This is a genomic window from Spirulina subsalsa FACHB-351, from assembly GCF_026130165.1.
Classification (GTDB): domain Bacteria; phylum Cyanobacteriota; class Cyanobacteriia; order Cyanobacteriales; family Spirulinaceae; genus Spirulina_A; species Spirulina_A subsalsa_A.
The window spans coordinates 21,368-46,095 of record NZ_JAIHOM010000023.1; the positions used below are offsets into that span (position 1 = coordinate 21,368).

The window sequence follows — 24,728 nt, forward strand, 5'->3', positions numbered from 1 at the left end:
ATCAAAGCACAGTAGACGTAGCGGCACGTTGTATCTCTAGTATGATTACTTCCAGTTCTTTCCTGATCGCTACAATTTGTCCGATTTCTGTATGAGAAGTAGACATTTCTGACTCAGTTTTTCGACGTGCTTCAGCAATGTTCTTTTCAAGTTGAACATAAACCAGTGATTCAAATTCTTGAAGTTGTGACTCAATTTGCTGTTCTAGGTCGACAGCGATGATCTTGAATTGGCTGGTAATATCGCGGCGCACATCAGACATTTTCTTCTCATACTCATGCTCCTTGTGCATTGAATGTAAATCTAGACCTATATAGCGAGTCTAAACGAATTGTGAAAAAGCATCGTATCTCTTCAAATCGGGAAGATTGAATAATTTGAAATCCACAAACATTTCAAACAAACGTTTAACAATTTTAAAAGTCTTGCCAAAGCGATAAGCTCTTCTCAGCAAGGTTTTAAGTTGTAGCCAAATGGCTTCAACTGGATTACATTGAGGGGCATAAGGAGCAAATTTGACACAGGTCACTCGCCAATCTTCTCCATTTCCTGTGGGATAACGAAACATTATAAATTCTCCACTCATCAAGTCTAATGCTCCATAGTATGTTTGCCTCTCTCTTGGATTTTTTAACGGGATCTTTAACGGATTTTTGATGAAATTCCAGAGATATCCGCAGATATCTTCCCAATGGAGATGACATTCATCTATCAAATACACTTTGAGCTTTCCCCCTTCTATCTCCTCCCGTTTTTCTTCAAGTATTCCAGCAATCTCCTCATTCTTAGCTCTAATTTGTTCTGGGTCTTGACGCGGATTTATATGCTCGCCTTTTTGCCAACTTATCCGGGCTTCTTTTAAAAGACTGTAGTAACTTTGACGAGATTTGAATACAACATCATAAACTTCTAACACATGGCTTTCTAGTTCAGTTATATCCCAGGCTTCTTTTTCAATCAACCAGTCAATTATTTTCTCTCTTTCTCTAGAATTTAAGTATACTGAAGAGCCTTTGTAGCCAGACTTTAATCCCTCTATTCCTCCGAATTCAAAGGCATTTTTCCACTTACTGATAAAAGCAGGTGAACATCCTATAATTTGGGCAATTGAACGATAAGTATAGCCTTCGAGAGCCAGTTTTACGGCTAAGGCTCGGAGACATTCCTTCCCACCAGGATAACTTTTCAAGAATTCTTGTAAACTCGATAGCTGTTTTTCTTTCTCAGGAAAAGGGGGTGACATTTGTCTAAATCCTCTGGCAGTGAGTTATTTCTAAGGATTGTGTCTTGGGAGCAGGCGATCGCATCCTTGGAGTCGGGAACGGTATAGTCAGCGAAGCACGGTCATCAAACTTACGTTATTATATCCGAAGCTAGTCCCTAGTCCATTCGCGATCCAGATAGACCCGCTATATATCCGAAGCTAGTCCCTAGTCCATTCGCGATCCAGATAGACCCGCTATATTTAAGCATTGTGGTAAACATTCCCCAGCCCACATCACTAATCGCCTTGGCTAGTTTGGGGTTTCTTACCATCCCTTTTACATTCAGATTCTCTACAGCAATAACTTGGTTTTCAAACAGCCAAATCATTTGCATCGACGGTAGCCGCTTCAGCGACCCTAGTAACCCCGCCCTGCAAATCTACACCGCCCTCAAAAAAGCAGGCTGTCCCGCCAGTCCAGACGGTAAAACCCGCACGATCGCCGAATTGCAAGCCTACTGCGAAGATGACCTCAGTGAAGAGAAAATCGCCCTCATCTTCTACGAAGCACCCACCGACCCACCCCCCCAAGGGTTTGATATGGCGGTACTCAATCAACTCGCCCGGTTTAGCCATCCGCCCATTGCCGTGGTTGTAGGCGATCGCCTCCCGGAGTGCCGATTACCGCAATTCCTAGAAAGCGACCCGGATTTGATTGCCAATATCCTGCAATGGTTGCACAATTTGGAACGATGAACGGGTAAAACTTAGAGTAAGCATTCAAGGAAAAAAACGATGCCCATCATCAAAATTCCCAAGCAGTACTAAAAATCGCCACCTAGCAGAAGAACTGATTCAAGAACGCCGCCAGGAATCAATCCATGAGTAATGTAATCATGGATGCTTCTGCAATCCTCGCATTTCTCAATCAAGAAAGCGGTAGCGAGCAAATAACTGACCTGATTGAAAATGCAACTATTGGCACGATTAATTTATTCCCTTTGATGAACCACAAGCTCAACTAACGGGTATGCTACGACCCCTCACTAAACCTCTAGGCTTATCCCTAGGCGATCGCGCTTGCCTAGCTCTAGGTTTGCTTCTCCATCAACCCGTGATCACAGCAGACCGCCAATGGAATCAGTTAGATCTTGACCTCGAAATTCGAGTTATTCGCTAAAAACACTTTAACACAGTCTGCTTTTTGAGTTTGATGCGTTTACCCTGCCTATTTGCCATTCCCTACCCCACGTTTCCGTTCTGTCTCAATATAAAACGTCACCTGTAACGCCCCATAGCGTAACCGCAACTCCTCCTCAATGTACCGCGCAATTAGGGGCGCTTGGGGTTCATAGCGCGCTTCAATGACTAAGTGCATCTGGATGTAAAGAAACTGTCCTACAATGCCCCGAGAACGAATCCGATAACAGTAGGATACCCCCCTCACCCCTTGGGCAATGGCCGCCAACACATCAGGGGCAATGCTCACTTGTTCCACCATCAGGGGCAACTGCCAACAGATCATGTGCCAGAAGCCGTCTAACAGGATGATAAACAGGATTAACGCCCCTAAAAGGTCAAATAACGGTTCGCCCCACCAAACGCCCCAGAGACTCAATAAAACCACGATTCCTAGGGTGGCATCTTTGAACAGTTGGGTGGCGTTGTAGCCGAGGAGGGGATGTTTTAAACGGCGAGCATGGTAAAGGCAAAACAGGGCGAGGGCGAGGGTGGAGAGGGTGGAAAGTCCTACCAGTTGTAAGAGGGGGGGATTGACTTGTAAGGGAAAGGGTAAAACCTCTCGTTGGAGGGCGGCCGTGACTTGTTGGGTAAACATCCAAATCAGGAAGGCACAGGCAAGGGTAAGACCTGCGGTGAGGAAGAGTGCGATCGCCGTTTCTCGCCGACCATGACCGTAGATATCCTGTCCTGTGGGATGATCGGGATTGGTCACAGCTAAAAAACTTAACACCCCATTACAACCGACTAACAAGGTATAGAGGGACTCCGTTAAGAGAGTAAGCGATCGCGCCTCCCACCCCGCCGCCACTTTAACCCAGACAAGTAAAGCCATTAGCCAAATCGTGGCTAATAATAAGAGACGGGTTAGGAGATCGGGTGTTGGTTCTTCACTCATAGCTTCGGCGCGCTCAGGTTGGGGGAACGTGCCTATAAAATAACCTAGAGAGAGAAAAATCAGGAAATAGAACGGGAAACTAGAAACCCCAGAGCCGGGTGAGCTTACTGTTTTCCCTTTAGGATGTAGGATGTGAAGGGAGGCCACGGGAAAGATGCACGGAAATTGTAGAAGGGGAGAGGAAATATGGCTAATCGTAACGGAACACCCATCTCAACCGATCCCGACATTCAAGCCCAAGTGCAACGCTTACAAAAACTGATGATTTATGGTCGCTGGTTGTTTGTGGGGTTTTGCTGGTTGGTTATTGCTCCGGTCGCCTTCCTGTTTCTGCAAGAAGAAATAAGTCTTTTACAAGACCATTTTACTTGGGCAACGATTCGTTACAGCTTGGAATTTAACCCTATCCCGAGTTTTAGTATTGGTTTTTGTCTCGCCATTACGGTGGCCGTAATAGTGGGACAATTGACTAAAAAAGTCTTTGGTTTATCTCCCCGGGAGAAATATCAGTTAGAGCAACAAGTCCAACAAATCAATCGCCAAGGTCGTCGCCATCCCCTCTGGCGTTTTCTGCACCGAGAATAATCACAATGAATAGGGATTTATAGCAATTTGTAGGTTGGGTGAAGCACCAGCGCAACCCAACAACTAACGGGGGAATATGGGGTTACATTTCATGGCAATACCAACTTGAAAAATGTTGGGTTGCCTTTCATTCCACCCAACCTACAAAGGGGGTTTAGGAGGGGGAGGAGGAGTTGGCAGTTGGGGGCGTAGGTGATGCCTTTGGGGAAGAGGTCTTGGAGGGGGATTGCGGGGATTGGGCGCAAGCGTTTCGCCCCTACGGGGTCATTTTGTAGGGGCGGATTGCATCCGCCCTCTTCGAGGGTGATGGGTAAGGCGTGGAGGGGGAAGAGGTGGAGGTAGCGGTGGGGGATGAGGATCAGTTTTTGGCAGGTGGGGAAGTTTTTAAAGTTGCGTTTATAGCCCTCACTATCCGCACCAATTTCACCCCGCAAATATTCCATCTGTTCTAGTGCTCCTTGAAATCTGCCGTAGGCTTTTGCGAGGGCTTGTTGTTCCTGGGTGGAACTGTTCCCCGCTAGACGAGATTGAGCTTGGTATCGTAGTGGGCGATCGCACTTTCGAGATTGGCGGCCGGGTTGATGCCCATCTGGGCTTGGGTTTGACGGGCATTTCCGAGGTTAGTCAGGGTTTGCGCCCGTTTTGGGGGGTTATCCGCCCGCAGTGCTAACACCACCCCATAACCCCAGATGGCAATCTCTAAGGCTTCTGCATAGAAATCAAGGCAAGGGGATTCTTGGGTCACAGAGATTACTGGCTTAGACAGAATTGACAAGGGAATTGATAATTGATAATTCTGATTGTGATTGACAATTATTCCCGACACCCGACTCCCCGAGTTATTCAGCAAGCCCGAGATAATCCTTACAAATTTGTAGGATGCGCTCAGAAGCATGACCATCGCCGAAGGGATTAACGGCATTGGCCATTTTGGCGTAAGCTTGGGAGTCTGCTAACAATTCCTGCGCCGCCTGTAAGATGTCTTGGCTGTGGGTACCGATTAAACGGGCGGTTCCGGCGGCGATCGCTTCTTGTCGTTCTGTTGTATCCCGTAACACTAAAACAGGTTTGCCTAAACTCGGTGCTTCTTCTTGGAGTCCCCCAGAATCCGTTAACAGCAAATAGCAGCGCTGAATTGCCCCCACAAGCTCCCCATAGTCCAACGGTTCCGTTAAAAATACCCGAGGATGGTTGCCTAAATAGGCTTGAATCGGTTCTCGTACCGTCGGATTCCGGTGCAGGGGAAGTAAGAGCGCTGTGTCAGGAAAGGCCGTTAAAATGGCCTCAAACCCCTGCAAAATGTCCTGTAAGGGTTCTCCCCAATTCTCCCGACGGTGGACAGTCACCAGTAAAACTCGGTGCTTGTCCCAGTCTAATCCCGGAATCTCACAGGGAGGATTCCGTTGCGCCACGGTGAGTAAGGCATCAATTACGGTGTTTCCCGTTTGATGCACTCCTTGGGTAATGCCTGAGCGGTGCAAATGTTCTACGGAGAGGGAGGTAGGGGCAAAATGGAGTTGACCCAGTTGGGAAATGAGACGGCGATTAGCTTCTTCTGGGTAGGGACTCCAGAGATTATCTGTCCGCAATCCTGCCTCTACATGACCCACGGGGATCTGTTGGTAAAAGGCCGCTAAGGTGGCTGCAAAGGCCGTGGTAGTGTCTCCCTGCACGAGGACTAAATCCGGCCGTTGATCACGAAATAACCTCTCTAGACCCTGTAAGGTGCGGCAGGTGATGTCTGTGAGGCTTTGTTTGGGCTGCATAATGTTTAGATCCTGATCAGCCTTCAGGTCAAATAAAGCCATGACCTGATCGACCATTTCCCGATGTTGCCCGGTTAAAATGACTTGGGTTGCGATCGCCATATCTTTTTGAAACTGCCCAATCACAGGGGCGAGTTTAATCGCTTCGGGACGAGTTCCCAAAATAATATCAATGTGCAAAGGGGCATTCTTCATAATTTATCGGGACTAGATCAAAGGCTTTTAAAGCACTATACAGCGATTTCCCCAACCCAATCGCCATTGAGTCGGGGAACATCTACAGAGAACGAACTAGCAAACACCCTTCTCCCCCTAGGAGAGAACCTATCGAAAAGACCGAAATTATCGGGCCAGATTACAAGTTAAAGGACAAGCGGCATAGGTGGCCGGTTGAGGATGGTTCGTTTTACCATGCAGCCAATGTAACCAACTCACATCTTCTGGATGAATCCCTTTAAAGGTCAAGATGGCCGCCCCGACAATCACAGCCAAGACGTTAGCCCCTAACATCCCACCAGACACAATCAACACCGCACTCACAGGCAACACCGATTGCAGAATAATGGTGAATAAAACCCCCAAAGTAGCCATCACAACCACCAAGGGGAAACCCACCACCAAGAGACACACGGTCAGCGTGAAACTCCAAATCAGAAAACTCTTAGCTAGGGTGAAATAGGTTTTCTCCCAACTTCTTCTTTGAGCTAACACCATGTCTTGTTCCTCCAGTAATCAACACAGAATCTTAAGTTTTTTATCGCTATAACGAGGCGATCGCAGAATTAAATCATTTTGAAATGAGGTTGTTTAACCACAACTGACCCTAAACCTGCAATAAAACACATATCCATCCGACAAATAGATACAGTACAACCTGAATTCAATTCAAACTTGAATCCCTAATTACCTCAAAATCTATCAACTTAGATCAAAAGTCTAGATCCATACTAGATCAGTACAAGTTCAATGCAACTTGAACGACACTTAGTAGATCCCGATTAAACAGATCCTGATTAAACAGATTCTGATGAATTGGGTCTTGCCTGATCCGACTCAATTGATCTTGAACGCACAGATAGATAGGTATATCAGTTCAAATTTAAGATTGTAATTTTGGGATACCAGTCTTAAGCCGTAGCATTGGATTCTGGCCTAGCCCACGGGATCTAGAACTACTAAACCCCCACTGAAACCGAAAAATTGGTTCCTGTGATACTTGAGTGTATACGAGATTCTCAGAAAAATGAACGATTATTTAGCAAAGTTAACATTTTTTCTTGAAAGTTCACGTTAACCTGCCACAAAATAGCTACACTTAGCCCAAGCAATTACAAAATCCGACCTTGCAATTTTCCCAACGCATCAACCTTAGACCTAACTTTTCCCTTTGGCTAGTATTATTGCGCATATTTTACAAAACTTAAACCGGAGCTAAAACCTTGTTACATTTCTCAATAATTAATCCCATTGATATTTACTAATTCCTAATCATCAATTGATAATTGATGATTTATTTCGGATTACAGCCTGTTGAATCGCCCTCAGATAAAGTTGCACAGGAAACTGATAATATTCCACCGCCAGCCAAACCACACAAACCAAATGAGCGCAGAACGTCAATCCCGTCCAAAACAGAGGAAACCAAGCCCAAGGACTTCCGGGTAGAGGAGGGAAGAGATAAGCCGAAAACCCCATGACCATTGTAGGGAACAAGACAAACGCCGCCCCCAATAGTCCGGCCTCCCAGCCCACAATAGTTCCCCCATGTTGCACCCCCAGCCACCGTTTGCCATTCCAACGCCACGTTAAAGCCACCGCACTATCGGCCAACGTCAAAACATCTGGCTCCCCATTCGGGACAAAAATATGGCGGCAAAAATTACAACTCATAGCATCCATGAGCGTTAAAGAGGTTAGTTCACCAGAGCGACAGACAGGACAAGGACAAGGGCTTTCCATAGGTACTTCTTCTCAAAGACTCAATTAAGTTTACCAGCTTAATTTTCCCCCATCATCCTATCTTGAAATCCCCCCAAAGCAAGGTATTTTCTAACCAAACCTTGCCCCTTTTCACCCCTCTCACTGAAGCTTAATCTCTTCTTTAGAAGACTCTAGAGGAGATCAGGCTACTCTTAAAAATAGTGTTCAAGATTGAACCAACCCCTTCCGAAATCAAGCTAGCAGAGTATTTATGACTAAACGAACCTTTGGCGTAATCGGTTTAGCCGTAATGGGTGAAAACTTAGCCCTCAATGTGGAAAGTCGGGGCTTTCCCATTGCCGTATATAACCGAACGTCCGCGAAAACCGAAGAATTTATGGCCACAAGGGCGCAAGGCAAAGACATCAAAGCCGCCTACTCTTTAGAAGAATTTGTGCAAACCCTAGAACGGCCGCGCAAAATCTTAGTCATGGTGAAAGCAGGGAAACCTGTTGATGCGGTGATTGAGCAACTCAAACCCCTCCTAGAAGAAGGGGATATGATTATCGACGGTGGGAACTCCTACTATGAAGATACCGAACGACGAACCAAAGACTTAGAAGCCACTGGACTGGGCTTTGTGGGGATGGGTGTGAGTGGGGGAGAAGAAGGCGCGTTAAACGGCCCGAGTCTCATGCCCGGTGGCACAGAGGCGGCCTATAAAGAGTTAGAACCGATTTTGGTCAAAATTGCCGCCCAGGTAGATGATGGCCCCTGTGTAACCTTTATTGGCCCGGGAGGAGCAGGACACTATGTCAAGATGGTTCACAATGGTATTGAATATGGCGATATGCAGTTAATCGCAGAGGCCTATGATTTGCTCAAACAGTGTGCGGGCTTAACTAATCCCCAACTCCATGAAGTGTTTAGCGAGTGGAACACTACAGACGAACTGAATTCGTTTTTAATTGAAATTACGGCGGATATTTTCAAGTATATTGACCCGGAAACAGGGACGCATTTGGTGGATTTTATCCTAGATTCTGCCGGACAGAAGGGAACGGGACGCTGGACGGTGAACACGGCTTTAGATTTAGGGGTGCCGGTGCCGACGATTTACGCGGCTGTCAATGCCCGGGTGATTTCTTCTTATAAGGAGGAACGGGTGGCGGCATCTGAGGAGTTAATCCCGGTGACAACGCCTTTTTTGGGCAATCCTCAAGAGTTTGTTCAGAAGGTGAAGGATGCTCTGTATTGTTCTAAGATGTGTTCCTATGCTCAGGGGATGGCGTTGTTACGGAAGGCTTCGGCGGAGTTTGGCTATGGTTTAAATCTGGCGGAAGATGCGCGGATTTGGAAGGGCGGCTGTATTATTCGGGCGGGTTTCTTGGATAAGATTAAAAATGCTTTTAATGAGAATCCAAATCTGCCGAATTTACTGTTAGCGCCTGAGTTTAAGCAAAGTATTCTCGACCGTCAGCAGTCTTGGCGTGATGTTTTAATCGCGGCCAATAGCATGGGGATTGCTGTCCCGGCGTTTAGTGCTTCTCTGGACTATTTTGATAGTTATCGACGGGCGAGTTTACCCCAAAATCTCACCCAAGCGCAACGTGATTATTTTGGGGCGCATACTTATGAACGAACGGATAAGCCCCGGGGTGAGTTTTTCCACACGGAATGGATGAGTTAGGGCTTGCTGAAAAAACCGTTCGCGGAGGGGGAGCAGGGAATTGATAATTGATAATTGATAATTGATAATTGATAATTGACAATTGACAATTATTCCCGACTCCCCTGCTCCCCAAGTTATTCAGCAAGCCCTACCTAAGTCGGTGAGCGTCGGCATGAATCGCGGTGGTCAATCCTCGGTGTTTTAGGGTAAACCACCCGCGCTTGTTTCCGGCTACAATCTCCCCGCAACTCGGTTTTTTTCCCTTGGCAACATTGCAGATAGGGCATCGACGACTCGTTCCTGTTCGCTGGGGGAAAGTTCGGGGAACATGGGCAGGGCGAGGATTTGGCGGGCGACTTGTTCGGAGTGGGGGAAGGAGCCGGGGGGATGGTTTAAGTGCTGATAAACGGGTTGTTGGTGTAGGGGGATGGGATAGTAAATCATGGTGCTAATGCCTTGTTCGGCGAGTTTGGCGCGGATGTTGTCCCGTTCCCCGGCTAAAATCCGAATGCTGTATTGATTCCAGACGGCTTTTCCCTGGTCGGGACTGGAGGGGAGGGCGATGGTATCGAGGGGTGAAAGCAGCTTGTGATAGCGTTGTGCGACTTGTGAACGCCCTTCGTTCCACTGGTCGAGGTGGGAGAGCTTGATGGTTAGGATGGCGGCTTGGAGCGCGTCTAAACGGCTGTTCACGCCGATTAGTTCGTGGATGTAGCGTTCTTTGCTGCCGTGTTCTCGTAACATCCGCAGTTGGGCGGCTAGGTCGGGGTTGTTGGTGGTGATGGCTCCCCCGTCGCCACAGGCTCCGAGGTTTTTGGTGGGGAAGAAGCTAAAACAGCCTAAATGCCCGATACTGCCGACTTTTTGCCCTTGCCATTCGGCTCCGGTGGCTTGGGCGCAGTCTTCGATGACGGGGAGGTTGTGGCGCTGTGCGATCGCCATTAAAGCATCCATAACCACCGGACGACCGAATAAATGCACGGGAATAATGGCTTTGGTCCGTTCGGTGATGGCGGCCTCAAGTTGACTCACGTCTAAGTTATAACTCTCGGGGTCAATATCCACAAAAACGGGTTTAGCCCCTAGGAGGGAAATGACTTCGGCTGTGGCAATGAAGGTAAAGGGGGAGGTAATTACTTCATCTCCTGTGCCGATGTTGAGGACGCGCAGGGCTAAATAGAGGGCATCGGTGCCGGAGTTACAGCCGACAGAATACTCTGTTCCGGTATATTGGGCAAAGACCTGTTCAAAATGGCTGACGGCTGCCCCCCCGATGTAGCGACCCGAGCGCAAAATTTCTAGCACTTGGGTACTTACTTCTGAGTCAATTTGTTGATACTGTCGAGTTAAATCAAGAGGCGGAATGTTGTTCACTCGTTTACACCGTGAAATAATTACAAAACTTTGGGGATGTGAGTCTCATGATAAACGCTGGATAGAATTCCTGTGAATCAAAATGTTATGGAAGATTCTTTTATTGCCTTGGATTGGCTCGATATTGCCTTAGCTTTGGGGCTGATGGGTTTAGTGGTTGTGTTGTCTCTTTGGCAAGGGTTAACGCTGGCGGGACAATGGATTATGGCAACGGGGCGGACTATTCTGCAATTGTTGGTGGCGGGCTATTGGTTGACGTTGATTTTTGCCTTGGACCAAGCTTGGGCGGTTTTGTTGGCGCTTGGGGTCATGGTAACAATTGCGGCGATTGTGGCCCGCAATCGCATTAGCAAGAAGATTAAAAACTTGCTGCCCTTGTTGTGGTTGTCTTTGGGGGCGAGTAATGCTCTTACTCTGGCCTATGTGATTGTGGTGATTATTCAACCGCCGACTTGGTACAGTCCCCAGTATTTAATTCCGTTAACGGGGATGGTGTTGGGCAATGGGATGAATGCGGCGACGTTGGCGGGGGAACGTTTGGTAAGTCGTTTAAAGGAGAGTCCGGGGGAGATTGAAACTTATCTCAGTTTGGGGGCAAGTCCTCCACAGGCGATCGCATCTTATCGGAAAGCGGCCATGCAGGCGGGACTGATTCCCATTATTAATCAAATGATGGTGGTGGGTTTGGTCAGTTTGCCGGGGATGCTCACGGGTCAGGTTTTAAGCGGAATTGACCCCCTCACGGCGGCACTGTATCAGATTTTGATTATGATCATGATTGCTTTTGGGAATTTGGTGGCGGTGATTCTGGTGACTCAGGGCATTGCTCGGAGTTTTTTTAATGGCGCGGCTCAGTTTGTGACCCATTAATCCCCATTAATCCGTAATGGGACAGGTGATTATCCCTCAGTTTTTGGTAGGATAGTCAATGGCTGCTGATTATAGGAAAGATAAGATTATTCGATGCTCTCGACCCTAACTGCTGACTTTAAAATCATCTTCGAGCGAGATCCGGCGGCTCGCAACTGGTTAGAAGTTATCTTCTGCTATCCCGGTTTACAGGCTCTGCTCTTCCATCGTGTCGCCCATTGGTTATGGCATTTGGGCTTACCGTTTATTCCCCGTCTTATGTCCCATATCAGTCGGTTTATTACAGGGATTGAAATTCATCCAGGTGCCACCATTGGTCAAGGGGTGTTTATTGATCATGGCATGGGTGTTGTGATCGGTGAGACGGCTATTGTGGGCGATTATTGTTTGATTTATCAAGGTGTCACCCTCGGGGGGACGGGTAAGGAAAGCGGCAAACGCCACCCCACTCTCGGGGAAAATGTGGTGGTTGGGGCCGGAGCAAAGGTTTTAGGGAATTTGTTAATTGGCAATAATGTCCGCATTGGGGCGGGTTCTGTGGTGCTGCGGGATGTTCCCTCGGATTGTACGGTGGTGGGGGTTCCGGGGCGGGTGTTGTATCGCTCGGGTGTCCGGGTTGACCCCTTGGAGCATGGTCGTTTACCGGATTCTGAAGCGACGGTTATTCGGGCTTTGGTGGATCGCATTGAAGGCCTAGAACAACAGATCCAAGCTTTACAGGAACGCCAAGATCAAGATCGGGTGTTAGTGGGGGTTGCAACCCAAGAGATTCAAGGGTTGGAACGGTCTTATTGTCGGGTAGGCGATCGCCAGTTACAAGAGTTTTTTGATGGTGCTGGCATCTGAGCATCACGTTGCGGCATGATCCTCACCAGAAATATAGCGCACGAATGCTCCCAACCTAGCTGATAGGTAGGGCTTGCTGAATAACTTTACTCGTGGGGCTAGGGAACAGGGAACAGGTAATAGGGAATAATTCTTAATTCCCCGACTCCCAATTCCGCACTCTTGGACTTATTCAGCAAGCCCTAGATATTCGCCAATCTTGACAAGTTAAGCCTTTTTTCTTCTGTCAACGTAGGATAAGGGTGAACAGGACAAGGCAACAACTCAGGACATAGAATGCTCCCACAATTTGGGTTTCCTGCCAACCTGTAATTTCTAAATGGTGGTGAATGGGAGCCATTTTGAAGAGGCGCTTGCCTACGCCATCGGGTCCCTTGGTGGCTTTGTAGTAGCCCACTTGAGCAAGGACAGAGAGGGATTCGACGAAAAATAAACCACTGAGTAGGAATAGCCCCCAAAGATGTTGGGAGAGTAGCCCAACGGCGGCTAATGCCCCCCCTAGGGCTAGGGATCCGGTGTCGCCCATGAAGACTTTGGCGGGGTTGCGGTTGTGGAAGACGAAGCCTAAGCATCCTCCACTGAGGGAGGCGCAGAAAATGGCTAAATCGGGGTAACTCGGGGCAATGAGGGCGGCCAGTCCGAGTAAGGCGATCGCACCGGTTCCCCCAGCTAGTCCGTCTACTCCGTCTGTAATATTGGTGGCGTTGCTTTCAGCCGCAAAGACGAACACGGCTAAAAACCAGAAGAAAATGCCAAAGGGAATGGCTACCCCAAAGGGTAAAGCCACGGTGGTTATGCTGTCCGGTTGGGTGAAGGTCATCCAGAGACAAAAAACAATCGCCCCGGCAAATTGAAAGAGTAGTTTTGCCCGGGGTGAGATGCCTTTATTGGATTTGAGGCGGAGAATTTGCCAATCATCTAACCAGCCCACTAACCCGTAAAATAGGGTGATTAGGGAGACAGCTAGAACATTAGCACTAAAGTTAGACAGAATTAAGGCGATCGCAATAGCCACAGGAACAAAGAAAATACCGCCCATGGTTGGCGTTCCCACCTTTTTCAAATGGCTTTGGGGGCCATCTTCTTGGAACACCTGGGCGGCCTTGAGTTTTCTGAGCAGGGGGATAACCCAAAACCCTAGACTAACACTGGCGATCGCACTTAGGGCAAAAGGCAGGGTTAACCCGAAGGTTTGGTGGGTTAACCATCCTAAAACTCCATCACAGAGGACGACAAACCCGGTTAAGACGAGGGCTAATAACCCTAGTAACTGTTGACCTGAAGGCTTTGTTAGAATCTTGCGCGATAACAATTTAGCTTCCACAACTCACTCACCCACTTAATCTCCTAGCCTTTGTTATACCAGCCAACGGGCAAAATTCAGCGAAAAATTATTCATCGAGATCAATCAAATCGTCATCATCGTCGTCGAAGTCCCGATCATCCACATCCATCAATTCAGCAATTTCCTCATCGCTGTCTTCTTCCTCAAAAACGTCCTCTAGAGGTTCTCGGGGCAAGAGACGACCTTCTTTTTCTAACCAATCCAACAGAGAACCGTCTCGCTTGAGGGGAATGACAGAAGCGGGTTCGTAGCGGGGTTCTTGGCGTAAAGCAGGGTTTTGCATGGGCTTCAGTCCGTGTTGTGCCAGTTGTTGTTTACCATTTATCCTTTCCGAGTTTACCCTATCCGGGGAGTTAAATGTTAACTTCAAAGATGGACGGTTTACAAGCACAATGGAGGGAGATGACCCAGAAAGCTAAACTATTAAGCGCGATCGCCGGAAAAAATCGCGGTTTGCTCGCCCGAGAGTTAGACAAAGTGGAAATTCTCGGGGCGATCGCAGAATTGGAAGACTTAAACCCTACTCCCAAACCCCTCCAAGCCACCTCCCTCTTAGATGGCAACTGGCGACTCCTTTACACCACCAGTAAGGAGCTTTTAGGGCTGGATCGATTCCCCTTGTTTCAGTTAGGACAAATTCATCAATGTATCCGCACGGAAACCAACCACATTTACAATATCGCGGAAGTGATTGGCGTGCCTTTTTTAGAGGGGTTTATTTGTGTGTCCGCCGTTTTTGAACCCATTTCAGAACGACGGGTTAACGTTAAATTTGAACGCCTAGTCGTAGGATTACAGCGCTTAGTCAGTTATAAATCTTCTCATGATTTTATTAAGCAGTTAGAAGCCGGAAAACGTTTCTTTCCCACAGATATCTCCATTGAAAATCGCGACCGTCAAGGCTGGTTAGATATTACTTATTTAGACGAAAATTTAAGGATTGGACGGGGAAATGAGGGCAGTATTTTTGTGTTAACGAAAGATGATGAAGGCTAAAATCGGTAAAGAGCAATCCCTTCCCGACTCCTCGATCAAAATTCTACCCAACAAGCGACTTGGTGATCCTCCTCAACCCTGCGTAATGTAGGATCTTCGGTGTGACATTGGGCGATCGCAAACCGACAACGAGGCGCAAAAGGACAGCCTGGGGGATAATCCGTTAAATCCGGGGGCAAACCCTCAATTGTTTGCAAACGCTGGGGGTTTTGGGGATCTTTCGGTTCATCTAAACGGGGAATACTCGCTAATAATCCCATCGTGTAAGGATGTTGGGGGTTTTGATACAGACGACGCAACGGCGCAACTTCCACAATTTGCCCCGCATACATCACCATAATCCGATCCGCTAGCCCCGCCAAAAGCGATAAATCATGGGTAATCCAAATCACCGCCATCTCAAAATCTTGCTTAAGTTGCTTGACTAATTCCACAATTTGTGCTTGTATCGTCACATCTAGAGCAGTAGTGGGTTCATCGGCAATCAGTAACTTGGGATGACAAGCTAACCCCATGGCAATCATCACCCGTTGCCGCATCCCCCCCGAGAACTGATGGGGGTAGTAGCGGATACGTTCTCGCGCTCCAGCAATCCCCACCTGTTCTAACAATGCGATCGCCCTCTCCCGCGCTTCCTCCCGATTTAACCCCAAATGTCGTTCCACACCCTCCGTCAGTTGTCGTTCCACCCGTAACACCGGATTCAGAGAAGTCATCGGATCTTGAAAAATCATCGAGATTTCATTCCCCCGCACCCCCCGCATTTCCCGATCCGTCAACTGCAACAAATCCCGTCCTTCAAACCACACCTCCCCCCCCGTCACCTTCCCCGGAGGAGAGGGAATTAATCCCAGCATCGACAACATCGAGATACTTTTCCCCGATCCCGACTCCCCCACAATCCCCAGCGTTTCCCCCTTATTAACCATGAAGGAAATCCCATTCACCGCATGAACCACACCCTCACGAGTGTAAAAGCGCGTTTCCAAATTCAAAACCTGCAATAGGGGAGACATTGAGCCATTACCCATGATGTGAATGCCCCACAGTCTACCAAGGATTACCAATCAGGGTAAAGCCACTCCAGTAGTAAGGATGATCAAAAATGCGATCAGGCAGTTTCTCAGAACGAGAATCACCGACATTCTCCAATCCCGTAGGCAAAGGAAAACGCTCATCCCCAATCACCAACTCACCCCCCTCCATGCGCACCCTCCCCTCCAGCATCGCTAGCTGTGCCTGTCGCAACGCATCAGCCTTAATGGGAGCATGGTGCAACCGATCATACAACATCGTCATCAAGGCCAACGTTCCCCAATCACTTACATACCACAAACTCCCAATCGCAGATTTAACCCCAGAAGCCACCGTAATCCCCGCAAAACCTAACTCTACCGACTTATCCCCCAAACCCGTCCGACAAGCACTTAAAATTAACAACTCCACCGGAGGTTCATGTAACGTTAAATCTCGCCAACGATCTAACGTTAAAGACTCATCCCAAAACTGAATAAACGAATCCTGCAACCTGCCCGGATTAAACTCCGCATGAGTGGCTAAATGAATCAAAGGATAAACACCCTGAGAACGATTTTTTTGCAAATTTTCCAAAGTAAAGGCTTCATTTAAAAACGCCGTTCCTTGCCAAACCTCCTCACTAATTAACTCCAGTTCCGCCGACACACCCGGTAAACGAGGCAACCTTTCAAAACGATCCGCCCCCATCGCTAAAACATCAAAACTCCGTAAATCTTGATAGTCCGTATTGGTCAGCGCTAGGCTAGGCATTTGACCTACACTATAACGCTCAATTAAAAACCCATCCCCATCATGAAGTACCGCCAGAGGAAACGTTCTTAAACCACTATCCATAATAAAAGAAAGATTAGCAATGCCTAACTTTTGCAAATCCTTATCTAACGGTTTGATTAACCAATCATAGAGTTTTTGAGCAGAACTCAAATAGCGATCGCGACGACTCACCGTTTTAACCATCCGATTTAACTCGTCTACCGCCTCCATCACTCGTCCTCGCGTCGCTTCCGGCACATAATAACGCAAAACATCCCCCGTCTGAGTCACTAAAACTAACTCCAACTGATCCGTTGGTTGTTCAGTATCAGACACACTAATAAACTGATCCCGATTCGTATTAAATCCAGCCTCCGTAAACTGCCATAAAATACTCCCCTCTGACAACTCTTCACCTCCACCTTCAACCGTAACAGGTCGAAAGAAAGCATAAATTAAAGCCGGACGAATTCCCGTAACTTCCTCAATTTCCTTGAGCTTCGATTGTGCTTGATCCAGAGTAATAGATTCCAACTCATCATCAGGGATATTAAAGTGATCTTTAAACTCTGATGCCACCACTTCATCTAAATTTTGAACCGAATCCGTCACCTCAATCACATTCCGTTGATTTTGTACCGGAACATCAGAATTAACCCTGTCTTTAAACGTACTCAGAGACAGAACAAAATCTCGTACAATAGGATCATTCAGATTTAGTGAATTTCCTCGAAAAGTGGGAGGTTCTAGCGTAAAAAGAACAATCTGGTCAGGAAGAGGAACAGAAACAGGAGAATCTGGGGGTGGAGTTGGCAACAAAAACCTCAGCGTTAATGTCACCTCATTTCCTTGGGGTAACAGGTCAAAATTGCCATCTAATTGGGGAATTTGCCAAATCCCAGTCAGGGGGTCATAAGTGCCGTAAGAAGGGACAAAACCGACCAAATTAGCAATATTTTGCAGCGTAATCGTTTGGATAATATTGCCAATCGCATCGGGTCCCAAATTTCTTAAAACAATCGTCGTTGAAACAATATTTCCAGCAACTTGTGGGGGAGTCGTCGTTAAACTTAACGCCGCATTTACTTCAAAAGACCCTAAATCAGGAACTCCCCTCGGTTGTCCCCGTTGGTCCGTTAGAATTCCCCCTAAATTACCCCCTGCATTAATGGCAGGACTTCCCGGTAAAAGAGCATGAGTTTGAGTCGCCCCCCCATAGTTCCCCAAAGGAGCTAATTTAGGGTCTTGATTTAAAATATTGGTATTGCCTAAATTCACCCCAGTCAATCCGCTTGTATTGCCAATTAAATTATATTCAAAAACTTGATTAATCCCAAAATTACCCCCCCAATCAGGATGAATTGAGCCAGTCCCTGAATTACCCGGACTATCAAAATTACCCGCAATAATACTATGGCGAATCGTTAAAGCTCTCGCCCCATCATTATTATAAATACCCCCACCATCTCCCGTTCCGCTATTATTAGCATCCGCCAAATTGTTCGTAATGGTAGAGAAATTAATCGTCATATCCCCCAAACTTAAAATTCCACCCCCAAAAAAATTCGCGGAGTTGCCAGAAATGGTACTATTCGTAATCGCTAAACTATTTGCACTATGAACACCACCCCCCCGAATAGCCGCAAAATTACCTGAGACGGTGCTATTGTTAATAGTAATATTGCTAGTCGGCGTTATCCCAGAAATTCCACCCCCCGTCAAAGCAGCAGAATTATTAGAAACAGTACTATTATTAACAGCAATATTAACAGCACTAACGCCACCTCCTCCATTAGAAAGACTTCTATTTTGCGATATAGTGCTACTACTAATTGTAGCCGTAGTAGCAGCAATTCCCCCACCATCAGAATTAGCTACATTATTAGAAAATGTGCTGTTATTAACAGTAACAGTTCCCCCAATATGCACACCCCCACCACTGCTATTCGTTGACGTATTATTAGAAATTGTGCTATTCGTAATAGTTAAAGTACCGCTCATATCAATACCTCCCCCTGCATTTCCTGTAGCGGTGTTATTAGAAATAGTGCTATTGGTGATTATCGCATTCCCGATGCTACTAATGCCACCACCTGAATACATTCCTCCTGTGACATTATTGGTGATAATACTATTATTAATAGTGAGTGTCCCCGGACTCTGATCTAAAATCCCTCCCCCCGGGCCAGTCGTCGCGTTACCATTGCGAATCGTCAAATTCTCTAACGTAACATTAGGACTCCCTCCCGTCCCCTGAATTCGTAAAACTCTAGTGTTATTTTGACCATCTAAAATAATTTGATTTGTGCCTCCGTTAATTGTTAAATCTCCCCCATTAGAGGCAATCATTAACTCAGAATTCAACAAAATTGTAAAACTTTGAGCAAAGCGAATTTCATCCGCTACAAACAACGTGCCATTAGCCGTATTAATTTGCTCCCTTAATGAACCTGCACCATTATCATTATTATTCGTAACAGTATAAAGTAGGAAAGTATTTTGATAATTCTCTAAAATTTGGCTATCTATGCCCAGAGTTGAATTAATTTCTCCTAGCTGTTTTTCTAAGACCCAATCTCCTCCTAATTGACCATTCCCTGTGAGGTTAGTAGAACCTGCCACATCCGCCCCCGTTGCGTTGGCAATACTAGCTAATAAGATATCGCCCTGAGTGCCTAATGCCGTGTAACAACTCCAGAGCAAAATATCTGCCCCAACGGCTAAAGATTGACCCCATTGCTGCATCTGTTCTTGATATTGTTCGATATTTTCTGCACTTACAAAGTCTTGACCTAACCAAAAATTTCCCTCGTTACCTTCTGAGATAATTTGTAGAGAATTAATCCCTGTTATCCCGATTAAACTATCTGTAATCTTGCGCATACCTGATTCTTTGGGCGTAACAACAATATGAGTTGTTCCCGGAATGCCACCATAGAGAAACTGCTCATAATCTTTGACTGTGGCATCAATAAACGTAAAAATCTTAGAATCTTGGGGACTTCGGGGAAAAATGGTCACAGTGGGGGCGCTTTCTGTGCCATCTCCGGTTAAAACCCAAGGGCTAGACGCGGGGAGAGGATAAACTTTCTCTTGGGCAAATAGATTAACAGTTTCCCCTTGAATAGTTCCGCCAATGGTAATTTCTCCCGGGTTACTTGTGGGGAGATTACCTGTAATTTGGGTGACGGCAGGGGTAGTCAGTAAGGTCGGTATATCTAGGGGAGAAAAGGGGAGAAGATTGCCCTGTGTATCTCGGGGAGGGACAATTTCTAAGCGTAATAAATGACCGGGTTGGGAGATTTGTATTAAATGGCTACCGGGGACGGCGGCAATGGTAATATTTCCGGCTTGAATGCTACCCGTATTAATCACATTTCCGGCTAAAAAGGTTAAGTTTTGTCCTGTGGTGAGTGCTAACGTTCCGGCATTGAAAATAGGGGCAGGTTGGGTCAGGTCAAAGGCAAATTGTGAGGGAGTCCCGATGAGCTTTTGATAGTCGTTTTCTCCCCATACATTAAACCAATTGTTATTGAATCCGATGCCTGTGGCTGTTGTGGCGAAAAAGTCCCCCGGAATGTTGAGTTGTGCATTTTGTCCAAAGATAATCCCGGCAGGATTCATGAGATAAAGGTTAGATGAACCTCCGGTGACTTGAATTAAACCGTTGATGAGGGAGGGATTGCCTCCGGTGACTCGTCCAAGGATATTCTGGATTTCAGGGGTGGTGAGAAAGTTGGCAGTTTGTCCGGTTTGTAGGCTGAATTCTTGGAAACTGTGGAAGAGGTTGCTACCGTCTCCCGACAAGATGCCTCCGGTGATGTTGAGGTGTTGTCTGTCGGGGGTGATGTGGGTGTTGGCCTCGGGGAGAATTTGACTGTGGATGGGGATTAATGGGCTGGTTAGGAGGGCAAGGGTGGAGAGGAGACAGACTGTAGGGGTCAGGATAGGGCGAGTCAGGGGCATAGATTTGTGTGCTAGAGCAAAGGATGGCAGTGCAAGATGGAGCAGATGTTCTGCTCTGAGGGGTTATGGTTAAGCGTAAAATGTTGTAAGGACTGGTTGAAATGCCCAGTCGGATGCACCATCCCGTTGATGACTGATACTTTCCCACAGCATCGGGATTGTTTGATGATAACAAGTTTTTTGGGTTTTTTTGGGGGCTACGGTGTGGAGTAGTCCGAGAATCAGCGATTTGGCTGAAAATGGGAGTTCATCTCAAATCCTTTGAGCCTTTATCTTGAACAAAATGAGCGACGCATTCCCCCACCTCGGAACAGGTGGGGGTCAAGGAGCGGCGGTTTCTATGTTATGATGCTACACATCTTGAGCGGTACGGTAAAGGGCGGAACTGAGAGATCCGAACACCCCGGAGACACGACCTCTCAAGTGATGGAGAAGCACCCTATAAATCCTAGAGAGTCGCTTCATATAGGTCGGACTCCGGGTCAAAGTTTCACTCAAAGCCCCATAGCGGAAACGACTTGGGGGTGTCTCTGGGCAAAAGTTCCCAGAACGGGCGCGAGAATACCGCCTGTCGGGAGGGATAAATCCTTCTAATGAATACTCCTCCACCTGCTACGCGAGGTGGAGGAGTATTCATATCAGCTTAATCAAGCAGATTAAGTCATTGCGAAGGTCACGCAGTGGAGTGAAACAATCTCTGCTATATCGCTAGTCTTGACGATTGCTTCCCTGCGATCGCAATGACAAGTGTTTAACCGGACTTAATATAACCCTCTTCTGTCACTCTGGAAGATTTTAACGAATCTTCGCCATCACAGCCAACGAGAGAATCAGGGTTTGAACCGGATCTGACAGAAGAGAAATAAGTAGGGTCTGCTGAATAACTCGGGGAGCAGGGGAGAGGGGGGTCAGGAGTCGGGTGTAATGTCATTGACTAACTTTAGCCAGAAACCGGGTTGCGTTCATTGTCTAGTTTTCTCGATACACCCTAGCAAAAACCCGGTTTCTAATATCAATTATCAATTATCAATTCCCTATTCCCTAGTTGAGTCTAGCATTCGTTTTTTTCAGCAGACCCTATGAACGCCCGACCCAATGGCGTTGATGAGGAGGGGTAGTAATAAACTGACCGTAAAAACGACTAAACCGGAGAAACCATTTTAGGCAACGGATAACCGGGGTTTCAATGCGTTGGGTTGAGGAAGAATGAGTAATCATAATGCTTGGGGTTTTGTCTGGAGTACATTCACTCTAACAACAGCCCCAAACCCGCAACAACGCAGAACATTCATGGTTAAGATGAATAATTTCGATAGATGCTCTTATTCTGGTTGGGTCGAGAAGGAAAAATCATCCCGAATAAATACCCGCCAACGCAGAGCAGTAAACCATAAACATTGACCCCTAAATCTAGGGCATAGCGACCGGTTCCCAAGGAAACCCAAGCTGGGAAAACTTCCACACCAAAGGCATTTTCAACCACCCGTAACACGCCCAAACTTAAACCAATCCAAAAGGCGAGATGGAAACTTAAACGACCGGCACGGGGTAAAAAGGCCAGCAGGAAAATGGGAGCTAATCCCATGACCATTGTTCCGCTAATCGTAGTAGCCAAAATGATGGCCGGACCGACTTGATCGCCTAAGTAAATGCTTAAGAGGGGCAGGTTGCCTAAAATGGCAATAATAATCATGGCCCAACGTCCAATATAGGCTTGATTTTCTGAGGGTTGCCCTTCGGCATTGGACCAATCACGACCGGATAGTTTAGCCACGCTGGAAAAGGTGGAATCTAAGGTAGACCCAGCGCTGGTTAACATGATGGCGTTGAAGATCAGGAGAAGGGGTAAACCAAAAAGTTGAGGGACGCTGAGGGTCGCTTGTCCGGGTAGGTCAAAGCGCAAGGCATAGAGTCCCACGACACTAAAGAGGATGATGAAGCTACCACTGAGCAATCCAGCCCAGATAAACCCTTTTAACATGGTTTTGGGGGCGGTTATAAAGGCGCGGTCTGTGAGGACGGGATCATGAAAGGGATAACTGAGGACTTGGACGAGGGCAAGGCCGCAAAAGGTCAGACCAGCATGGTGGGTTTCTGGGGGGACGCGGGGCAACCCTTGGCTGATCAGGGTGGGACTCAGAAACCCTAGAATGATCACGAGGAGAATGGCGGCTAAAATCATTTGAATGCCATCGGTGAGTAAACTACTACGCAAACCACCGAGGAGACTGTAATAGACGGTAAAAGCTGTAACACAGAGGGCGGCTAACCAGTATCCGGTGCTGCCTTCGGGGCCAAAGTAGAGGGAAAAGACTTTGGTGTTTGACCACACCTCGTTAAAAAGACGAATGGCGATCGCACCTAAAAACAATTTCGCACAATCTCCCCCATATTTGTCCACCAAAAACTGAGGCAGGGAATGATATCCCCCCCGACAGCGCAGGAAATAAATCACAATCCCGGCCGTGACAAAACTGAGATAATAGATTCCATAGCCAATCCCCCCGCTAATGCCAAAAGCTTGGGTCAAACTGGCGGCATTTTCAATGGACTTGGCAAAAATCCAACTAATGGCGGCGCTAAATACTAATAACCAAAGTCCGGGAGGTGTTCCTTGTTCAGACTCTCCCTGAAAAAAGGCAATGGCAGAAACCCGATGGGGGGTGGTTTTCTGCACCGTTTGATAGATGAAAAAACTGTAACCGAGTAGTAATGTCCAAGTTAAGACGACTTCCATGTTGACTGCTGATGTTAAACCAATTAACTGTACTGAGGAATCCTGAATTTTTACTGAAAATTAGCTCGAATGAATCCGATTGATTATCTACGCATTAGCTTAATTGACCGTTGTAATTTTCGGTGTCAATACTGTATGCCGGAAGGGGCAGAGTTAGATTATATTCTCCAGCAGGATCTGCTCACAACGGAGGAAATTTTAGCGTTGTTACAAGGGGTGTTTATTCCGGTGGGATTTCGCAAATTTCGCCTGACGGGGGGGGAACCGTTGCTGCGACCGGGGGTGGTGGATTTAGTGGAGGCGATCGCAAATTTGCCGGAAACCGAGGATCTCGCCCTCACCACCAACGGTTTCCTCTTACCGGAAATGGCCCAAGACCTCTATAATGCCGGGCTAAGACGGCTGAATATTAGCCTAGATTCCCTGAATTCGGCTAATTTTGACAAAATCATCGGCAACGGGGGCAAAAGTCGCTGGAAACGGGTCTGGGCGGGCATACAGAAAGCCTATGAGGTGGGGTTCAGCCCCTTAAAGCTTAATGTGGTGGTGATTCCGGGGGTGAATGAGGGGGAGGTGTTGGATTTAGCGGCCTTAAGTTGCGATCGCCCTTGGCATATCCGGTTTATTGAATTTATGCCCATTGGCAATCCAGAATTATTCGGCGAACGCGCTTGGATTCCCTCAGAAGAGTTACGGCAACAAATTCGCGCTCAATGGGGGCTAGAAGCCAGTCAAGTACAGGGAAATGGTCCAGCCGATGTGTTCCGCATTCCGGGCGCACAGGGGACTGTGGGGTTTATTAGTCAGATGTCTGAGTGTTTTTGCGATCGCTGTAATCGAATGCGCTTATCCGCCGATGGTTGGTTACGCCCTTGTTTATTAAATGAAACCGGACAATTAAACTTAAAATCAGCCCTACGGGAAGGGGTAAGTTGGAGTATTTTACAGCAACAAGTACAGGACTTAATTCTACTTAAGCCCGAGATTAACTTTAAATTGCGCGATTCAGGAACCGAAGATGGGAGTTATCACCGCACCATGTCCCAAATTGGGGGATAATCCGGCTCATCCCTGCCAGCGAGAAAGGGGAATTCCGCAACACCTTTGTTAAAGCAACTTTGTTAAAGCAACTTCGCCGTGCGTCGAAGTCGGCCCGTTTTAGCGATCGCCGTGCGCTCATCCAATTGAATCGGATATCCCCCCTCAATCAAAGCGTGGAGTTTTTGGGAAATCGTTTGGGGATTCTGACCCAACTGAATAGCCAATTCCTCATAGGTTGTTTCCCCCGTAATTTCTAGCGCATCAATCAGTTGTAACGCATTTTGGGCGACAGAACCCAACAGAGGAAATAACTCCTCTTGGGTCTTTTTAGGCAGACTACGAAACTCCATTAAACGGGGGGTAATGTCAACTAACGTCTTGCGGGTTTTCTTATTCATTTCCCCTGACTCCATAATCACTGATCAACTGTGAACACTCTGCCTTTGACGCTGTTTCCTGTGGACAGGCTACGCCAAAG

23 protein-coding genes and 1 pseudogene are annotated in these 24,728 nt (G+C 47.1%); 8 read left to right on the plus strand and 16 right to left on the minus strand.

Annotated features, from left to right (window positions below):
- Window position 1: 1 nt before the first annotated feature.
- Together K4A83_RS06445 and K4A83_RS06450 are read right to left on the minus strand one after the other, a co-directional pair.
- Window positions 2-262 (minus strand): hypothetical protein, encoded by a 261-nt coding sequence (locus tag K4A83_RS06445; protein ID WP_265263630.1) that lies wholly within the window; start codon window positions 260-262, stop codon window positions 2-4.
- Window positions 263-322: 60 nt separating this feature from the next.
- Window positions 323-1,243, minus strand: a complete 921-nt coding sequence (locus K4A83_RS06450; RefSeq protein WP_265263631.1) for an IS630 family transposase — start codon at window positions 1,241-1,243, stop codon at window positions 323-325.
- Between the two features lie 291 nt (window positions 1,244-1,534).
- On the opposite strand from K4A83_RS06450, the gene K4A83_RS06455 reads away from it, so the two are divergent.
- The gene (locus K4A83_RS06455) at window positions 1,535-1,960 is read left to right on the plus strand and encodes an NACHT C-terminal alpha/beta 1 domain-containing protein (RefSeq protein WP_407809919.1); all 426 of its coding nucleotides are present in this window, start codon (window positions 1,535-1,537) and stop codon (window positions 1,958-1,960) included.
- 125 nt (window positions 1,961-2,085) lie between these two features.
- A pseudogene (locus K4A83_RS23085) lies at window positions 2,086-2,384 on the plus strand (PIN domain-containing protein).
- A 48-nt stretch (window positions 2,385-2,432) separates the two neighbouring features.
- On the opposite strand, the gene K4A83_RS06470 reads toward K4A83_RS23085, so the two are convergent.
- Entirely contained in the window at window positions 2,433-3,341 is a 909-nt protein-coding gene (locus K4A83_RS06470) for a cation diffusion facilitator family transporter (RefSeq protein WP_265263634.1), read from the minus strand.
- A 186-nt stretch (window positions 3,342-3,527) separates the two neighbouring features.
- Between K4A83_RS06470 and K4A83_RS06475 the strand changes: the two genes are divergently transcribed.
- A complete protein-coding gene (locus K4A83_RS06475) occupies window positions 3,528-3,926 on the plus strand; it encodes a hypothetical protein (RefSeq protein WP_265263635.1) in 399 nt (132 codons plus the stop codon).
- An 89-nt stretch (window positions 3,927-4,015) separates the two neighbouring features.
- Here K4A83_RS06475 and K4A83_RS06480 read toward each other — a convergent pair whose 3' ends face one another.
- The 5 genes from K4A83_RS06480 to K4A83_RS06500 all read right to left on the minus strand — a co-directional run bounded on the left by K4A83_RS06480 (window position 4,016) and on the right by K4A83_RS06500 (window position 7,651).
- Window positions 4,016-4,369 carry a hypothetical protein gene (locus tag K4A83_RS06480; protein ID WP_265263636.1) on the minus strand — a complete coding sequence of 118 codons (354 nt, stop codon included), beginning with the start codon at window positions 4,367-4,369 and terminating at the stop codon, window positions 4,016-4,018.
- Between the two features lie 74 nt (window positions 4,370-4,443).
- A complete protein-coding gene (locus K4A83_RS06485) occupies window positions 4,444-4,671 on the minus strand; it encodes a hypothetical protein (RefSeq protein WP_265263637.1) in 228 nt (75 codons plus the stop codon).
- Between the two features lie 94 nt (window positions 4,672-4,765).
- Window positions 4,766-5,887 carry a non-hydrolyzing UDP-N-acetylglucosamine 2-epimerase gene (gene wecB, locus K4A83_RS06490; protein WP_265263638.1) on the minus strand — a complete coding sequence of 374 codons (1,122 nt, stop codon included), beginning with the start codon at window positions 5,885-5,887 and terminating at the stop codon, window positions 4,766-4,768.
- A 147-nt stretch (window positions 5,888-6,034) separates the two neighbouring features.
- The gene (locus tag K4A83_RS06495; RefSeq protein ID WP_265263639.1) at window positions 6,035-6,406 is read right to left on the minus strand and encodes a hypothetical protein; all 372 of its coding nucleotides are present in this window, start codon (window positions 6,404-6,406) and stop codon (window positions 6,035-6,037) included.
- Between the two features lie 777 nt (window positions 6,407-7,183).
- Window positions 7,184-7,651 carry a hypothetical protein gene (locus tag K4A83_RS06500; RefSeq protein WP_265263640.1) on the minus strand — a complete coding sequence of 156 codons (468 nt, stop codon included), beginning with the start codon at window positions 7,649-7,651 and terminating at the stop codon, window positions 7,184-7,186.
- A gap of 232 nt (window positions 7,652-7,883) precedes the next feature.
- On the opposite strand from K4A83_RS06500, the gene gnd reads away from it, so the two are divergent.
- Entirely contained in the window at window positions 7,884-9,302 is a 1,419-nt protein-coding gene (gene gnd, locus K4A83_RS06505; RefSeq protein WP_265263641.1) for a decarboxylating NADP(+)-dependent phosphogluconate dehydrogenase, read from the plus strand.
- Window positions 9,303-9,515: 213 nt separating this feature from the next.
- On the opposite strand, the gene K4A83_RS06510 is transcribed toward gnd, so the two are convergent.
- Window positions 9,516-10,658 carry a DegT/DnrJ/EryC1/StrS family aminotransferase gene (locus K4A83_RS06510; RefSeq protein ID WP_265263642.1) on the minus strand — a complete coding sequence of 381 codons (1,143 nt, stop codon included), beginning with the start codon at window positions 10,656-10,658 and terminating at the stop codon, window positions 9,516-9,518.
- 87 nt (window positions 10,659-10,745) lie between these two features.
- On the opposite strand from K4A83_RS06510, the gene K4A83_RS06515 reads away from it, so the two are divergent.
- Window positions 10,746-11,528: an ABC transporter permease gene (locus K4A83_RS06515; RefSeq protein ID WP_407809920.1), complete on the plus strand. Its 783-nt coding sequence runs from the start codon at window positions 10,746-10,748 to the stop codon at window positions 11,526-11,528.
- A gap of 93 nt (window positions 11,529-11,621) precedes the next feature.
- Window positions 11,622-12,374 carry a serine O-acetyltransferase gene (gene cysE / locus K4A83_RS06520; protein ID WP_265263644.1) on the plus strand — a complete coding sequence of 251 codons (753 nt, stop codon included), beginning with the start codon at window positions 11,622-11,624 and terminating at the stop codon, window positions 12,372-12,374.
- 226 nt (window positions 12,375-12,600) lie between these two features.
- Here cysE and mraY read toward each other — a convergent pair whose 3' ends face one another.
- Complete coding sequence (gene mraY, locus K4A83_RS06525) at window positions 12,601-13,698, minus strand: phospho-N-acetylmuramoyl-pentapeptide-transferase (RefSeq protein ID WP_265263645.1); 1,098 nt, start codon at window positions 13,696-13,698, stop codon at window positions 12,601-12,603.
- A 67-nt stretch (window positions 13,699-13,765) separates the two neighbouring features.
- Window positions 13,766-14,002: a DUF3134 domain-containing protein gene (locus K4A83_RS06530; RefSeq protein ID WP_017305989.1), complete on the minus strand. Its 237-nt coding sequence runs from the start codon at window positions 14,000-14,002 to the stop codon at window positions 13,766-13,768.
- 119 nt (window positions 14,003-14,121) lie between these two features.
- Here K4A83_RS06530 and K4A83_RS06535 point away from each other — a divergent pair, with 119 nt between their 5' ends.
- On the plus strand, window positions 14,122-14,715 hold the full coding sequence (locus K4A83_RS06535) for a PAP/fibrillin family protein (RefSeq protein WP_407809921.1): 594 nt from the start codon (window positions 14,122-14,124) through the stop codon (window positions 14,713-14,715).
- A gap of 35 nt (window positions 14,716-14,750) precedes the next feature.
- On the opposite strand, the gene K4A83_RS06540 is transcribed toward K4A83_RS06535, so the two are convergent.
- The 4 genes from K4A83_RS06540 to K4A83_RS06555 form a co-directional block, all read right to left on the minus strand.
- The gene (locus K4A83_RS06540) at window positions 14,751-15,731 is read right to left on the minus strand and encodes an ABC transporter ATP-binding protein (protein ID WP_265263648.1); all 981 of its coding nucleotides are present in this window, start codon (window positions 15,729-15,731) and stop codon (window positions 14,751-14,753) included.
- 34 nt (window positions 15,732-15,765) lie between these two features.
- Window positions 15,766-20,472 carry a CHAT domain-containing protein gene (locus tag K4A83_RS06545; protein ID WP_265263649.1) on the minus strand — a complete coding sequence of 1,569 codons (4,707 nt, stop codon included), beginning with the start codon at window positions 20,470-20,472 and terminating at the stop codon, window positions 15,766-15,768.
- Window positions 20,473-21,549: 1,077 nt separating this feature from the next.
- Window positions 21,550-21,690, minus strand: coding sequence for a hypothetical protein (locus tag K4A83_RS06550; RefSeq protein WP_265263650.1), 141 nt, complete (start codon window positions 21,688-21,690; stop codon window positions 21,550-21,552).
- A gap of 76 nt (window positions 21,691-21,766) precedes the next feature.
- Window positions 21,767-23,209, minus strand: coding sequence for an SLC5/6 family protein (locus K4A83_RS06555; RefSeq protein WP_265263651.1), 1,443 nt, complete (start codon window positions 23,207-23,209; stop codon window positions 21,767-21,769).
- Window positions 23,210-23,278: 69 nt separating this feature from the next.
- Between K4A83_RS06555 and moaA the strand changes: the two genes are divergently transcribed.
- Window positions 23,279-24,268 carry a GTP 3',8-cyclase MoaA gene (gene moaA, locus K4A83_RS06560; RefSeq protein WP_265263652.1) on the plus strand — a complete coding sequence of 330 codons (990 nt, stop codon included), beginning with the start codon at window positions 23,279-23,281 and terminating at the stop codon, window positions 24,266-24,268.
- A gap of 62 nt (window positions 24,269-24,330) precedes the next feature.
- Here the strand turns inward: moaA and K4A83_RS06565 are convergent, their stop codons facing one another.
- Window positions 24,331-24,648 (minus strand): hypothetical protein, encoded by a 318-nt coding sequence (locus K4A83_RS06565; protein WP_265263654.1) that lies wholly within the window; start codon window positions 24,646-24,648, stop codon window positions 24,331-24,333.
- Between the last annotated feature and the right edge of the window lie 80 nt (window positions 24,649-24,728).